The organism is Paraclostridium dentum, from assembly GCF_048568265.1.
Taxonomy (GTDB): domain Bacteria; phylum Bacillota; class Clostridia; order Peptostreptococcales; family Peptostreptococcaceae; genus Paraclostridium; species Paraclostridium dentum.
Genome location: NZ_CP183813.1, coordinates 600,204 through 617,337 on the forward strand (window position 1 = coordinate 600,204; position 17,134 = coordinate 617,337).

The window sequence follows — 17,134 nt, forward strand, 5'->3', positions numbered from 1 at the left end:
CACAAAGCACTAAGAGCATGTGCTTTAAGTGTTCCGAAAACAACTATTTATACCACTTTGCCTTATAATAATAGGACTTCAACACTTTGGTGGTGGAGAGAATAAGTATTGGGGGATCGATTATGAAAAAGACTGCACATATAATATCTCACACTCATTGGGATAGAGAGTGGTATTTACCATATGAAACACATCATATGATGCTTATAAAAACTATGGATACTTTACTTGATACATTTGAGAAAGATCCAGAATTTAAATATTATCATCTAGATGGACAAACAGTTTTACTAGAAGATTATTTGGAAGTTAGACCTGATAGAAAAGAACTTTTAGAAAAGGTTATTAAAGAAGGAAGACTTAAAATTGGACCGTGGTATGTTCTTCAAGATGAGTTTTTAACAAGTAGCGAATCAAATGTTAGAAATTTACAATATGGTCATAAAGATGCAAATAATTATGGAGTTAAAGCATGTAAAATAGGGTACTTTCCAGATTCTTTTGGGAACATGGGTCAAGCCCCTCAAATATTAAAGCAAGCAGGAATAGATGCTGCAGCTTTTGGAAGAGGAGTCAAACCAACTGGTTTTAACAATGAAGTAAGTGCTGATGATAAATTTGAATCTCCATATTCTGAAATGTATTGGGAAAGTCCAGATGGATCAAAGGTATTAGGAATACTATTTGCTAACTGGTATTGTAATGGAATGGAAATACCTACTGATGAAAATGGAGCTAAAAATTATTGGAGTAAGAGAATAGATGATGCTGGAAAATTTGCATCAACAAATCATTTGTTATTTTTAAATGGATGTGATCATCAACCTATTCAAACTGATTTATCAGAAGCTATAAAAATGGCTAAGAACATATATAGTGATATAGATTTTATACACTCTAACTTTGAAGATTATGTAAATGATTTAAAAATCAATATAGATAAGGATTTACAAATTATAAAGGGAGAATTAAGAAGCCAACAAACTGATGGATGGTATACACTTGCGAATACAGCTTCATCTAGAGTTTACTTAAAGCAATGGAACCAACTTTGCCAGACTTTATTTGAAAAAGTAGCTGAACCAATAGCGACTATGGCTAGCCAATATGGTTTTGAATATCCTCATCACTTATTTGAGTATGGATGGAAATCTTTAATGAAGAATCATCCTCATGATAGTATTTGTGGATGTAGTGTAGATGAAGTCCACAGAGAAATGGTGGCTAGATTTGATAAAGCTAAGGACGTAGCTAAGTATATTGTAAATGAAAGTTTAACTTATATATCTAGTAAAATAAATACGCTGAAATTTAAAGATTTAGGAGAAAATGTATATCCATTTTTAGTTTTAAATACATCAGGGTATGATAGAAAAGGCTTAGTTAAAGTTGAGGTTGATATAGTAAGGAAATATTTCAAAGAAGGACATCCAAATGAAATAGCAAAAGAAATGAGAAATATAAAGCTTCCTAAGTTTAAAGTAGTTGATATAAATGGAAATAAAATAGATTCAAATATAAACGATTTAGGAATAAAATTTGGATATGATTTGCCAGATGATAAATTTAGACAACCTTATTATTCAAGGTTAGTAAGTGTAGAGATTGAAACTAATAATATTAAGTCTTTTGGATGGGATACATATGCTTTAGTAGAGGATGACTCAAATAGCATTGAAAATAGTATTAATAGCTTAATAAATGAAAATATATTAGAAAATGAAAATTTAAGAGTTGAAATAAATGAAAATGGAAGTATCAATATATTAGATAAAAATACTAGTAAAGTTTTCAAAGATTTATGTGTATATGAAAATACAGGTGACATAGGTAATGAATATATTTATAAAATGCCAGAGGGCGAAACACCATTAACTACTAAGGAAATAAAAGCTAATATAAATATAAAAGAAGATTTACCATATAAGGCTGTTGTGGAAGTTATTCATAAGTGGGATATTCCCAAAAGTGCAGATTTCTTGTTAGATAAAGAAATTGAAGAAGTATTAGAATTTAAGCATAGAAAGGCACAAAGAGTTAGTGAAACGTTACAGATGGAAATAAAAACTACCTTAACTTTAGAAAAAAGTGCTAAGGGATTAAAGGTTGAATCTGAATTTAACAATATATGTAAAGATCATAGAATGAGGATGTTATTTAATACAGATATAGAAAGTAATGTTCATTATGCAGAATCAATATTTGAGGTAGCAAAGAGAAATAATATTCCACATACATATTGGGAAAATCCATGCAACTGCCAACATCAGCACACATTTGTAAATATACATGACGATAACTATGGACTTACAATTGCAAATAAAGGGTTAAATGAATATGAAATTTTGAATAATGATAGAAATACAATTGCAGTTACATTATTAAGAAGTGTTAGGGAACTAGGTGATTGGGGCGTTTTTGAAACTCCAGAAGCTCAGTGTTTAGGAAATCATAAAGTAGAGCTTGAAATAATACCTCATGGTGAAAAGGTATTTGATTCTTATAAAGAAGCTCACTTATTCCAAATACCTATAATTTCTAAACAAATGTCTATACAAAGTGGCGAAATACCTTGTGCAAACGGTTTACTAAATGCAGATGGGTATGGTATAATGTGGTCAACATTAAAAAGGGAATGTAAAAATGGAAATAATATATTAAGAGTATACAATTTAAATAAAAAAGAAACTATTTTGAATTTAAGTAGTTGTAGCTTATTAGGGGATAAGTATAGAGCGAATATATTAGAAGATAAAATCCAAAAAATTACAGAAAATAAAATCCACTTAAGACAATCAGAAATAGTAACTGTAAGCATAGGGAAGTAAATTAACGTAAAAAGGTTATCTGATTGGATGACCTTTTTATTTTTTTAAATATTAATATTGAGGTGATATGTTATGAAAATGGAATCTGTTATATTTAATTTTTGCAGTTGGATATGGAAGTTTGCAGTACTAAATCTTTTTTGGTCTGTAGGAACTTTACTTGGAGGGGTTGTATTAGGGATAATGCCATCAACTGTTGCAACTTTTTATGTTTTAAGAAAATGGGTTCAAGGGGATTTAGAAATTAATATTTTTGAGTCATTTAAAGGAGCTTATAAAAAAGAGTTTTTAAACTCTAATAAGTGTGGAGCTGTATTTTTAGGTATATTTTTATTTTTAGCATTTGATTTGTGGATTTTATACCAAATAGATGCTATATATGCAACTGTAATTTATATATTAGTAAATGCAACTTTGTTTTTTTCTGTTATTGCATTTATATACTTTTTCCCAACTTATGTGCACTTTGAATTATCGACTAAGGATTATATAAAAAATTCCTTTATGTTATCAATGGGAAGTCCAAAAGAGACTATTTTAATATTAATTGGAATAGCACTACTTGCATACTTTGTAAAAAGTAGTCCTGGATTATTAATATACTTTGCTGTAGTTGTACCAGGGTATTGGGTGATGAATATTTTATATAAAAAGTTTTTAAAGCTTCAAAGGGCATAAAATTTACATGGGGAGAGGGGTAACTTGAAAAAACTATATAATTTATACACATCTAAAAACCTATTTAGCAAGATGCTACTTATATATTCAGCAATAACCATTGTATCTATTTGCTTACTATCTAATATATTTTTAAAGTATTATTTAGAGAGTGAACTACAAAACGAGTTAAACATACATTCAGAGATGATATTTAATATAGAAAAAAGATTCGAAGAACAAGATATAGTAAGTACCTCTCTTATAAATGGAATAAATACACAAAAAAAGATTACTGATGAAATTCAGATGCTAATAAACTCAACATATGAAGATTATATAAGCTACAAATTAGATAAATTTTCAAGTACAAATGTAAAAGAAGCAGACTTAGACTATGTAGTAAAAACTATATTATCAGGTAGAAGTGATGCACTAGCTATTATAATAAATGATAAAAATAAAGAATATGTAAGCGAGCTTGTTTTTAAACACAGTGATTGGTATAAGTTGAAAAATAAGTTAAAAAGCAAATATATTAGGAAAATAACTAAGCCTATAAAAAATATAGATTCTACTTATGTAATAGGGTATGTTGATATATATTTTGATTTGACAAATATAAATAACTTAATTGATGGATCAAATTTAAAAGGTAGACTTTTAATAGCAGATAATTCTAATGATATAATACTAGATTCTTATAGGGAAAAAAGCATATGGAATGTAGAAAAAGTTGAAGAAAAATATTTAGATAAGAATAGCAAATTGGCAAGTGTAAAACAAGATGTACAAACCAAGTATAAATATATTAGCGTAATAAAAAATGAAGATCTAGGAATTGGAAGCATGATTTTTAAAATATCTTTAATTTCATTGTTATGTATTGCACTAATACTTTTTATTACTTACCTTGTAATAAAAAATTTCTCTGATAAATTAAGTAATATGATGCAAGGGATAGAAAATATAAAAAGAGGAGATTTAAGTGTACGATTTAATGTTGAAAAAGAAGAAGATGAATTAGATATGATTGCAAGTGAAATTGATAGAATGTGTGAGAGTTTGCAAGAAAATATAGAGAAAACATATAAGTCTGAAGTAAAGCAAAAAGAAGCGGAATTAAATGCACTTCAAGCTCAAATAAAACCACACTTTTTATACAATACATTAGAGGTTATTAGGATGTGTGCTTTAGCAAGTAAAAATAAAGAAGTTGCGAACATGATATATAATTTAGCTAGTATGTTCAAGTACTCTACATATAATAATGCTTCAGATGTTAAATTGTCAGAAATGATTAATTACTGTGAAATGTATTTAAATTTATGTTGTACAAGATATAAAGGGATAATTGATTACAAAGTAGATATTAATGAAGAACTATTAGATTTTAAAGTTCCAAAATTTATATTGCAACCAGTAATAGAAAATAGTATAAATCATGGGATGGCAAAAGATAGAAATGATAATTTCATATCTATAAAGGCAAATATAATTGAAGAAGATATAGAACTTATAGTTGAGGATAACGGAGTTGGAATAAGTAGTGAAAGAATGAATGTGATTGAAGAAAACTTAAATCAAAATTTACAGAAGAAAAGCTCAATAGGATTAATGAATATAAACAGCAGGCTTAAAATTAGGTTTGGTGATAAATATGGAATACATATAAACAGCGAAGAAAATAGAGGAACTACAGTTAAATTTAAAATACCTATTTTAAAGGATGGAGTTAAAAATGTATAAGTTATATTTATTAGACGATGAACCATTTATTTTAGAAGGTCTTAAATATATTATAGATTGGGAAGAATATGGATTTGATGTAGTAGGAACTTCAAGTAACGGAGAAGATGGATTTAACTTTATAAAAAATGAGGATGTAGATTTAATAATAACTGATATAATGATGCCTAAAATGACTGGGCTAGAACTAATTAGCAATTTAAAAAAAATTAACCATAATGCTAAGTTTATAGTACTAAGTGCATTTCAAGAATTTCAATATGCAAAAGAAGCTATTAGTATGGGGGCTGAAAATTACTTAACTAAACCTATAGATGAAGATGAATTGATACAGACGATAGAAGAAGTTAAGAAAAAAATTGAAAAAATAAAGTTAGAAAAAGTAGATACAAAAATATTTAAAAATGATCTTATATTAAAATTAATATGTAATAAAAATAATGATGAAGTATTGGATAGATTAAAATTAGAAGGTGTAAATTTTAATTATAAAAATTTATGTGTAGTAATATTAGAGTTTACAGAAGGTGGTAATATAAATAAGCATATATTAAATCATATTGATAATTTAAATTATGAATACTGTGTAAATCTTCAAAATCAAATTTTAATTATAATGGATAAAGAATCTGTAAATAAAGATGCTTTAAGAAATTTAAAAGATGATCTTAGTAGTATAACAAATGAACAAATATATATAAGTAGAGGTAAATACGTTGACTCAATAGATAATTTAAATTGTAGTTATCAAAGTGCTAAGGATATTCATGAATATAAGTTGGTTTACCCAAATATATCTTGGATTAGAGAGTACAAAGAAAAGTCATATAACCTTGAGAATATAGACTATATAGATTTCGATCATTTAAAAAAGCTTCTGTTAAATAAAGATAATAAAGAATCTTTAAATTACATTGAATCTATATTTAGTAAATTAAAAAAGGATGAGAATCTTACAGTAAAGCAAATTAAAACAAAGTCTATTGAAGTATTTTTAAATGTATATAATTATTTTAATGACTCTAAGATTATAAAAGGTTTAGATTTATATCTTGAAAAAGTTATAAACTCGGTTAACTTAGATCAAATACAGATTGAGTTAAATAATATGATTAAGCATAGACAGTCAAAATTAGAAGAAACGGACGATAGTATAAGCCCTATAATATTAAAACTCTTAAGAAACATAGAAAAAAATTACAGCAAGGATTTAAACTTAAAGGAAGTAAGTGAAACTTATAATATAAATTCTATATATTTAGGGCAATTATTTCAAAAAGAAACAGGTATATTGTTTTCAGACTATCTGAATAATTTTAGGGTTAATAAAGCAAAAAAATTACTGGTAGAAACAAGTTTAAAAGCTGCAGAAATTGGAGAACTAGTAGGTTATGCAAATAAGAATTATTTTTATAGAAAGTTTAAAGATATAGTTGGAATTACACCTAGTGAATGGAGAAAAATAAACTTATAAAGAAATGCCTCTAATTAAGAGGCATTTTTTTACGCAACGGAAAGTGTATTTTGATAAAAATAGGAAAACGTATCCATAAACTAAGGAAAGTGTAGCGAATCTAAAGATAGTAAACTTTAGAAAGGCTTTTCCTAATGATAAAATATAATTAGGAAAAGGGGTGACGCTGATGAAGAAATTCATGAAAGATTTATGGAAAAATAGAGCTTGGTTGTTGATGGTATTACCAGGAACTATATGGTTACTAGTATTCTCATACTTGCCTATGTTTGGGACAGTATTAGCGTTTAAAAATTATAAAATGCACCCAGGCGGATTTGTACAAAGTTTAATAAATAGTGAATGGGTTGGATTTGATAACTTTAAATTTTTATTTACAAGTGGAGATGCATTTCGTATAACACGAAATACTATTTTGTATAACTTGGTGTTTATAGTGTTAGGACTTATATTTGCTGTATTTGTTGCTATAACATTAAGTGAAATAGCGAATAAAAAATTAGCTAAAGTATATCAAACAGGGATGCTATTCCCACATTTCTTATCTTGGGTAATTGTAAGTTACTTTGTATTTAGTTTCTTAAGTACAGATAAAGGTATGGTTAACTCTATTCTATCTACATTTGGGGCAGAACCAGTAGCTTGGTATAGTGAACCGAAACATTGGCCTTTCATACTAATATTTATGAATATATGGAAGGGTGTAGGATATGGAAGTATAGTTTACTTAGCTGCAATAGTAGGAATAGATAGAACATACTATGAAGCTGCTACTATAGATGGAGCTAGTAAATGGCAACAAATAAAGAATATAACAATACCTCTAATAGTACCACTTATGATTATACTTACGATAATGGCTATAGGTAGAATATTTAACTCAGATTTCGGATTATTCTACAATATACCGAGAAACTCAGCTGTATTATATCCAGTAACAGATGTTATAGACACATATATATACAAAGGTCTTATGAATATGGGTAATATAGGTATGAGTACAGCAGCTGGTTTATATCAAGCAGCAGTTGGATTTATATTAATAATGACAACTAATAAGCTAGTTAAGAAGGTAGATCCAGAATATGGTTTATTCTAAAAAAGAAAGGAGATAGGCAATCGTGGAAAGTGTAGTATCTAAAGAACAAGAAAAAAAGCCTAATCTTTTAGGGAAGAAAAAGAAGAAAGCATATAATGAAGGGTTTACAGGAATTACTAATATAATTTCAAATATTATACTAGCTATAATGGCTATAGCATGTGTATTCCCATTTGTATTTGTAATAATAATATCTTTAACATCAGAACAATCATTATTACAAAATGGATATTCAATATTCCCAGAAGAGTGGAGCTTAGATGCTTATAAATATTTACTTACATCAGGTAAACAGTTAATGCATTCTTACTTAGTTACTATAGTAATAACTGTTGTAGGAACAATAATAAATGTAAGTATGGTATCAACTTATGCTTATGCAATATCTAGACAAAACTTTAAATATAGAAAACAATTCACATTTTTAGTGTTTTTCACAATGTTATTTGGCGGAGGGATGGTTCCTTCATACATAGTAATGACTCAGGTATTAGGTCTTAAAAATACTATATGGGCATTAATATTACCATTAGCATTTAATGCATTTAACATAATAGTTATGAAGACATTTTTCCAAAGGTCTGTTCCAGAATCTATAATAGAATCTGCAAGAATAGATGGAGCAAGTGAATTTAAAATATTTATAAAAATGGTTATACCTTTGGCATTACCAGGTATCGCAACGATTGCGTTATTTAGTACATTAGCATATTGGAACGATTGGTTTAACGCGATGTTATATATAGACCATCAAAATTTAATACCACTTCAACATATGCTTATGAAAATAGAAAAGAACTTAGAGTTTATAAGACAAAATGCAATGTTAAGTGGAGAAGTAATGCAAAACTTACCACAAGAATCAGTTAGAATGGCTATGGTAGTTATATCTACATTGCCAATAGCATGTAGCTATCCGTTCTTCCAAAAATACTTTATAAGTGGATTAACAGTTGGAGGAGTAAAAGAATAATAACTTACTAATAAAATTGGGGAGGAAGTAAAATGAAATTTAAAAAGATATCGAGCCTATTTTTAGCAGCGACTTTAGGGGCAACAGTTCTGACGGGATGTAGTAGTTCAAATGATGACAAGGGTGCAGCAAAAGACTCAAATGGAAACACAGAATTAGTATGGTATATGATAGGAACTCCACAACCAGATCAAGCTAAGGTTATGGAGGAAGTTAATAAATATACAAAGGAAAAGATAGGTGTAACTATAGATTTAAGAATGGTAGATTGGGGAGATTATGGTCAAAAAATGCAAGTTATAACTTCATCAGGGGAGCCATATGATTTAGCATTTGCAAGTGATTATGCAATAAATGCACAAAAGGGAGCGTATTTAGAAATAACAGATGAAATGTTAGATAAAAATGCTAAAGAATTAAAAGAAGCTATAAACCCATTATTCTTAGAAGGGGCATCTATAAACGGAAAATTATATGGAATACCTGCAAATAAAGAAGTTGGACAACAAATGGGATGGGCATATAATGTTGAAATGGCTAAGAAAGCTGGAGTAGATATGTCAAATGTTAAAACTCTAGAAGATTTAGGTCCGGTATTAGAAAAGGTTAAGGCTAAAAACCCAGACTTAAAAATGCCAATGGCGGCAGGAGCAAATTTCATGCCATACATGCCATATGACTTATTATTAGGTGATAACTTACCATTTGCAATATCTTTAGAAGGAGATACTAAAAAAATTGTAAATCTATATGAACAAGAAGATGTAAAGAAAACTTTAAATACACTAAGAGATTTCTATAAAAAAGGATATATACATTCTCAAGCTGCAACAGATACTGATCCACATGAGATGAGTGTTCAAAACTGGTTCGTAAGAAAAGAACAATATGCACCAGGAGCTAAGGAAATGTGGTCATCTAATGCAGGGTATGAAATTGGATATACACCAATGCATGATCCTTTAACTATAAATAACTCGGTTACTGGATCTGTAATGTCAATATCTGCAACATCTCAACATCCAGATGAGGCTCTTAAGTTCTTAAACTTATTAAATACAGATGAATATTTAAGAAACTTAATAGATAGAGGTATAGAGGGTGTACACTATAAAACAAACGAAGATAAGACTATAACTAAAACTGAAGAAGCTAAGGGATATAATATGCCATCTTGGGCTTTAGGAAATGTACTTATAACTAAATCATTTGATACTGATCCAAAAGATAGAATCGAACAATATGAAGAGTTTAATAAGTCAGCAGTTGCTTCTCCAACATTAGGATTCTATGTAGATACTACAGAGATAAGCAATGAAGTAGCTAATATATCAAACATAGTTCAAGAATTTAAATCGCCATTATTTACAGGATCTGTAGATACAGATAAGTATTTAAATGAGTTAAATAAAAAGTTAGATGCAGCGGGAATAGATAAAGTTATGGAAAACATACAAGCTCAATATGATAAATGGATGGCAGATAAAAAATAATAAAATTATATTTAAATTATATTAAGAGGCTATCAATATGGTAGCCTCTTATGTAAATTATGGGAGGAAATTATGTACAGTTCAATAGATAAGTTAATAATAACAGTTAAGGAAAAATTTAAAGATGATAAAAAAATAGCAGAGATGTTTGAAAAGTGTATCTTAAATACTATAAACACTACTGTTAAGAGAATGGAGGATGATACTACATATGTACTAACTGGAGATATACCAGCTATGTGGCTTAGAGACTCTGTTTGTCAAATTAGACCATATTTAGTTTTAGCTAATGAAGATAATGAAATAGCAGACATGATAGAGGGGTTAGTAGAAAGACAATTTAGATATATATTAGTAGACCCATATGCAAATGCATTTAATGAAAGCGCAAATAAGGCGGGGCATCAAACTGATTTAACAGATATGAAACCAGAAGTTTGGGAACGAAAGTATGAAATAGATTCTTTATGCTTTCCTATACAGTTGAGTTACTTATTATATAAAAATACAGGTAGAACTTCTCAGTTTAATGAAACATTTGTAAAGGCTGCAAACTCAATAATAGAATTATGGAAAGTTGAGCAAAACCACGAAGAAAAATCACCGTATTTATTTGAGAGATTAGATTGCAGACAACTAGATACCCTAGCAAGAAGTGGAAAAGGACCAGTTCACAAACAAACTGGAATGACTTGGTGCGGATTTAGACCAAGTGATGATGCTTGTACATATAGTTATTTAGTTCCATCTAATATGTTTGCGGTAGTGGTATTAGGCTATATAAACGAAATAGCGACGAATATAATAAATGATGATGTATTAGCTAAAAAAGCTGAGATGTTAAGAAATGAAATAAATGAAGGAATAGAAAAATATGCAGTTTATAATCACCCAAGATGTGGAGAAATATACGCTTATGAAGTTGATGGATTAGGAAATTATAATTTAATGGATGATGCAAATTTACCAAGTTTATTAGCAATACCTTATTTAGGATATGCTGACTTAAATGATGAAAGGTACATAAATACAAGAAAATTTATACTTAGCACTGAAAATTCAGAGTTTCATATAGGAAAATATGCTAGTGGAGTTGGAAGTCCACATACTCCAGAAGGATATATATGGCATATATCTCTTGCAATGCAAGGATTAACTACAGATGATGAAAATAAAAAAAGAGAGCTAATAGAAATAATGAAAAATACTGATGCAGGGACTTACTTAATGCACGAAGGGTTTAATCCAAATGACCCAAATATGTTTACTAGAGATTGGTTCTCTTGGGCTAACATGATGTTTTGCGAGTTAGTATTAGACTACTGTGGGATAAAAGTAAAAAAATAATTTATATGGAGGTCTACTATGGATTATATATTTCCAAAGGATTTTTGGTGGGGGAGTGCTTCTTCTGCAACTCAGATGGAAGGTGCATTTGATATTGAAGGAAAAGAAAAAAATATATGGGACTATTGGTTTGAGATAGCACCAGAGAAATTTCATAATGAAATAGGGCCAAGCAATACTAGCCAATTTTATTATAAATATAAAGAAGATATAAAATTAATGAAAGAGTTAGGACATAATTCATTTAGATTTTCAATAAGCTGGTCTAGACTTATAAAATCAGATGGAAGTACAAATGAAATAGCTGTAGATTTTTACAATGATGTAATTAATACTCTTTTAGAAAATGATATAGAACCTTTTATAAATTTATTTCATTTTGATATGCCGATGTATTTACAAAAACTAGGAGGGTGGGAAAATCGTGATGTTGTAAATAGATATCAAAACTTTGCAAAGCTATGTTTTGAATTATTTGGAGATAGGGTTAAAAATTGGTTTACTCATAATGAACCTATAGTACCTGTAGAATGTGGATACCTAGGTGAATACCACTATCCAGCTGTAGTAGATTTTAAGAGAGCTATACAAGTTGGATACCATATAATGCTATCAAGTGCTTTAGCTATTATGGAGTATAAAAAATTAAACCTAGAAGGGCAAATAGGGATAATAATAAACCTAACGCCTTCATATCCTAGAAGCAATTCAGAAGAAGATTTAAACGCATCTAATATTGCAGATTTAATATTAAATAGATCGTTTTTAGATCCATCTGTACATGGAGAGTTTCCTAATGAGTTAGTAGAATTTTTAAAAAGCCATGATTTAATTCCTGTTTACAAAAACGAGGACTTAGAAATTATAAAAAATAACACTGTGGATTTATTAGGTGTTAATTATTATCAGCCTAGAAGAGTGAAGGCAAAGGAAAGTGCAAAAGGAGATATCCTAACACCAGAGAGCTTTTTTGATTTCTATGATATGCCAGGTAAAAAAATTAATCCTCATAGAGGATGGGAAATCTATGAAAAAGGTATTTATGATTTAGCTATTAACATAAGAGACAATTACAATAATATATCTTTTTATATATCTGAAAATGGCATGGGGGTAGAAGGTGAAGAAAAGTTTAAAATAGATGGACAAATAAATGATGACTATCGTATTGAGTTTATAAAAGAGCACTTAAAATATGTTCATAAGGCTATTGAAGAAGGATGTAATGTTAGAGGGTATCATTTATGGACATTTATGGATAACTGGTCTTGGTTAAACTCATATAAAAATAGATATGGATTTGTAGAAGTTAATATAAATGATGAATATAAAAGAACTCCTAAGAAGAGTGCTTATTGGTTTAAAAAATTAATTGAGAATAATGGATTTTAAATATGGCTAGTAGCATTATTGGTTATTTCCTTCACACGAAGTGCAAGAGGCGCACTTTGAGTGTTTCGTCAATAACCAATAATACTACTTTGAAGATTAACAATGGAAAAATTTAAAAGTACATTATTTCTTGAGGAGGGGGATTTGAGGATGAAGTATGTTGTTTTTGATATAGGTGGAACTAATATTAAATATAGTTTGATGAATAAAGATGGTGAAATGTTAGATTCTAATTTAGTTCCTACACCTCAGCAGGGGGAAGGAAAAACTTTGGAGCTTTTAGTTGATATTATAAAAAGCTATCAATTAGAAAATGAAATTGATGGAGTTGCTATGAGTGTGCCTGGGGGAATAGATGATGATGGATATATACATTTCATGGGATCTGTATTTGATTTGCAGGATATGTATTTAAATAAGTATATAAAGAAGAACACAGGACTTGAATGTGTATATGACAATGATGTTAATTGTGTTGCTATGGCTGAAAAGTATAAAGGTAATGCGATGGATAATAAAAACTTTGTATGTATAACTATAGGAACTGGAATCGGTGGAGGAGTGTTTATAAACAACCAACTATATAGGGGACATAGAGGTATGGCTGGAGAGTTTGGAATAAATATATTAGAACACAGAAAGTCGGAACTTCAAAGTTTAAACTATAAAACATTTAGTAGAGTCGGATCTACCTATAATTTGATTGATAGAGTTAATAAACTAAAAAAATTAAATTTAGATGGGAAAAAAGTATTTGAGCTAGCTGAAAGTGGAGATTTAGAAGTTCAAAAGGAAATAGAAGAGTTTTACTTTAGTTTAGCTGTAGGAATTTACAACATTGCTTACAGTTTTGCTCCAGAGAAGATTTTAATTGGAGGAGGAGTAAGTGGGAGGTCAGATTTAATAGAAAATGTTAAAAAAAACTTAGAATTATTAAATCCAGAAGTGATTGATATGGTAGATATTGATGTTTGTAAATTTCAAAATGACTCAGGTAAAATAGGAGCACTTTATAAATATTTAAATAGGTAGTAAATATTTTATAAATGGAAGGGGATCTACATGAAATATAAAAAGACTATTACATCAACTATTGTAGCGTTAAGTTTATTTGGGGCAACGCCTATAATAGGACATGCGCTTCTTGAATCAGACCAAAAAATTCAAGAAGAGACAGGGCAGCCATTTTCATCATATTGGTATCCAAAAGAACTTTTAGCATGGAGTCCAAATAATGACAAAGATGCTAAGTTTAATATTGGAACAGTTCCACTACAAGCAAGGACAAAAGGAGATGTTATTAAAAACTCACAAAATGATGAAGCCAAGGTTATATCATTAGCTATAGCCAATAAAACAACCAGCTCTAATCCATCTCAAGGTAAAACTGAATTTGAAGGATACAATTTTAGCTATTGGCAATATATTGATACATTAGTTGCTTGGGGAGGTTCAGCAGGTGAAGGGCTAATAGTTCCACCGAGTGCAGATATAATAGATTCAGCACATACAAATGGGGTTCCGGTTTTAGGTACTGTATTTTTTCCTCCAGAAGATTATGGAGGTAAATTCGAATGGATGAATGAATTTTTAGTTAAAGATAAAGATGGAAATTTTCCAATGGCACATAAATTAGTAGAAGTGGCACAATATTATAATTTTGATGGATGGTTTATAAATCAAGAAACTGGAAATAGAGGATCAGATTATATAAATCCAGAACTTGCAGATTTAATGAAAGAGTTCTTAGAATATTTACAAAAGATAAAGCCAAAAAATATGGAAATCGTATGGTATGATTCTATGATTGATGATGGTAGAGTATTTTGGCAAAATAGGTTAAATCAATATAATAAAAATTTTTTAGGTGAAAAGGGAAAAGAGTTATCTGATAGTATGTTTTTAAATTTTTGGTGGACTGAGGATAGATATTCAGTAGTAGATCCAAATAATGATGATAATAGACTTATATATAATGTAACAGGGAATGAGCTTAAAGAGTCTGGTGATTTAGCAAAAAAAATGGGGAGAGATAAATACGATTTATATGCAGGGGTTGATGTTCAAGCTAATGGATATAATACGCCTATAAAATGGAATTACTTATTCCCTAAAAATCAAGAAGCTAACACATCTTTAGGCTTATACTGTCCATCTTGGACTTATGATTCATCAAAAACAGTAGATGAATTTTTACAAAAAGAAAGTAGATTTTGGGTTAATGAAAAAGGAGATCCAAGAAGTCAGAGTAGTGAAGAATGGAAAGGTATTTCTAATACTATAGTTGAAAAAAGTCCAATAACACAGTTACCATTTGTAACTAACTTCTCTATGGGTAATGGTGAATTTTTCAATGTTGATGGAGTACAAGTATCAGAAAAGGACTGGAATCATAGAGGAATGATGGATATACTTCCTACATACAGGTGGATAATTGATAATAACAAAAATAATTTAACTGCTAATATTGATTATAAAAATGCTTATTATGGAGGTAATTCTATAGGTATAAATGGAAGTTTAGCAAATGGAGGAACAACTAAGGTAAAATTATTTGCAACTGATTTAGAGCTAACTAATAACAGTGAGGTTAGTATAAAGTATAAAGAAAGTGGAGGAAAGTCTAATATTAAATTAGAATTTGAACTAGATAATGGTGAGAATAAAATAATTAACTTAGAATCTAAACAAAGTGGGGAATGGATAGATGCAAAAGCATCTCTAAGCCAATTTAAAAAGTCAAAAATAAAAGAAATTTCTTTAATTATAGAAGGAAAAGAATCGTCTAGTTCATACAACTTAAATTTAGGGCAGATATCTGTAACTAATAAAAATACTAAAGACAAAGTGTCCAAGATAAAAAATTTAAAGGTGGAAGATTTTAAAGTAATAGATAATTATTATGGTAATGCAAGGCTAACTTGGGATAAATCAGAAAAGAATATTAGCCATTATGAAATATATTTAGAGCATAATGATGGGCATAGAGAACTAGTAGGGGCTACACCAACCAATGCTTTTTATGTAAAAGATATTGAGAGAGACCTTAAATTAGACTCTAAAACTAATTTTATAGTTAAACCTATAAGTAATTTGTTTAAAAGTGAAGAAAAAAATGAAGCAAAAATTACTGTGAAATGGCCAAATCTAGAAGCTCCAAAAGCTGACTTTGAAGTTAGTTCACCGATAGTTTTACCTGGGCAGTCTGTGAATTTTAAAGATAAATCTTTAGCAGGAGAAACTGTTAAATGGAAAATAGAAGGGCTGAATAAAAATGAAGAAGTAACAGGAAATGAAGTTAGTATCAAGTTTGATAAACCAGGAGTGTACTCTGTAACACAGACAGTATCAAATCCAGCGGGAGATACTGTGAATAAAAAAGATGATTATATAGTTGTAAGCAGCCAAGCTAAAGATGGATTAAAGAATTTAGCTTTAAACAAAGAAGCAATTGCAAATGCAAAAACTAATGAAAATGAAGATGCTAAGTTTGCTTTTGATGGTAAATTAAATAGTAAATGGTGTGCACTTGGAGAAAGTGGAAACTATATACAAGTAGATTTAGGGAAAGAAAATATTATAAAACAATTAAGAATTAGTCATGCTGAAGCAGGTGGAGAGGCTAAAAGTATGAATACATCTCAGTATAATATAGAAGTTAGTAATGATGGTCAAAGTTGGAGAAAAATAAAAGATGTTTCAAATAACTCAAGTTCAATATCTAATGATGACTTAAATTATGAACTAGCTAGGTACATAAAAGTTAATATAAAAAAATCAGAACAAGGCTCTGGTGGAGCAACTAGGATTTATGAAATAGAAGCTTTGGGGTTAGATACTAATAAAATAACTGTTATAGATAATAAAGAAGCTTTAATTAATTTTATTAATAAAGTCAATGAATTAGAATCTTCATATAAAGATTTAGGTACAACTGATGAAAATTTTGAAAAAATACTATATAGAGCAAAACAAATTATAGAAATAGTTGAAGTTGATAAAGAAGAAATATTAAATGTACAAAATGATTTAGAAGGTGCTTTTAATGAAATAAAAAGTATATAAAATGAAATTACAAGCTGATGTAAAATACATCAGCTTATATAATATAAAGGAGAAAAA

The 17,134-nt window shown here is 29.0% G+C and carries 11 protein-coding genes; all 11 read left to right on the forward strand.

Annotated elements, in window-relative coordinates:
- Positions 1–122: 122 nt before the first annotated feature.
- The 11 genes from ACN6I1_RS02645 to ACN6I1_RS02695 all read left to right on the forward strand — a co-directional run bounded on the left by ACN6I1_RS02645 (position 123) and on the right by ACN6I1_RS02695 (position 17,077).
- Positions 123–2,828 (forward strand): alpha-mannosidase, encoded by a 2,706-nt coding sequence (locus tag ACN6I1_RS02645; RefSeq protein ID WP_419742624.1) that lies wholly within the window; start codon positions 123–125, stop codon positions 2,826–2,828.
- A gap of 72 nt (positions 2,829–2,900) precedes the next feature.
- Positions 2,901–3,506, forward strand: coding sequence for a YesL family protein (locus ACN6I1_RS02650; protein WP_021429792.1), 606 nt, complete (start codon positions 2,901–2,903; stop codon positions 3,504–3,506).
- A 24-nt stretch (positions 3,507–3,530) separates the two neighbouring features.
- The gene (locus ACN6I1_RS02655; RefSeq protein WP_419742625.1) at positions 3,531–5,234 is read left to right on the forward strand and encodes a sensor histidine kinase; all 1,704 of its coding nucleotides are present in this window, start codon (positions 3,531–3,533) and stop codon (positions 5,232–5,234) included.
- The gene (locus ACN6I1_RS02660) at positions 5,227–6,708 is read left to right on the forward strand and encodes a response regulator transcription factor (protein ID WP_419742626.1); all 1,482 of its coding nucleotides are present in this window, start codon (positions 5,227–5,229) and stop codon (positions 6,706–6,708) included. The genes ACN6I1_RS02655 and ACN6I1_RS02660 overlap by 8 nt, the downstream gene beginning before the upstream one ends.
- A gap of 169 nt (positions 6,709–6,877) precedes the next feature.
- On the forward strand, positions 6,878–7,807 hold the full coding sequence (locus ACN6I1_RS02665) for an ABC transporter permease (RefSeq protein ID WP_021432109.1): 930 nt from the start codon (positions 6,878–6,880) through the stop codon (positions 7,805–7,807).
- Positions 7,808–7,829: 22 nt separating this feature from the next.
- Positions 7,830–8,780, forward strand: coding sequence for a carbohydrate ABC transporter permease (locus ACN6I1_RS02670; protein ID WP_419742627.1), 951 nt, complete (start codon positions 7,830–7,832; stop codon positions 8,778–8,780).
- Positions 8,781–8,812: 32 nt separating this feature from the next.
- Complete coding sequence (locus tag ACN6I1_RS02675; protein ID WP_053831296.1) at positions 8,813–10,273, forward strand: ABC transporter substrate-binding protein; 1,461 nt, start codon at positions 8,813–8,815, stop codon at positions 10,271–10,273.
- Positions 10,274–10,345: 72 nt separating this feature from the next.
- Positions 10,346–11,620 (forward strand): glycoside hydrolase family 125 protein, encoded by a 1,275-nt coding sequence (locus tag ACN6I1_RS02680; protein WP_419742628.1) that lies wholly within the window; start codon positions 10,346–10,348, stop codon positions 11,618–11,620.
- A gap of 18 nt (positions 11,621–11,638) precedes the next feature.
- Positions 11,639–13,012: a glycoside hydrolase family 1 protein gene (locus ACN6I1_RS02685; protein WP_419742629.1), complete on the forward strand. Its 1,374-nt coding sequence runs from the start codon at positions 11,639–11,641 to the stop codon at positions 13,010–13,012.
- Positions 13,013–13,162: 150 nt separating this feature from the next.
- A complete protein-coding gene (locus tag ACN6I1_RS02690) occupies positions 13,163–14,044 on the forward strand; it encodes an ROK family protein (protein WP_419742630.1) in 882 nt (293 codons plus the stop codon).
- A gap of 30 nt (positions 14,045–14,074) precedes the next feature.
- Complete coding sequence (locus tag ACN6I1_RS02695) at positions 14,075–17,077, forward strand: endo-beta-N-acetylglucosaminidase (RefSeq protein WP_419742631.1); 3,003 nt, start codon at positions 14,075–14,077, stop codon at positions 17,075–17,077.
- The last annotated feature ends 57 nt before the right edge of the window (positions 17,078–17,134 follow it).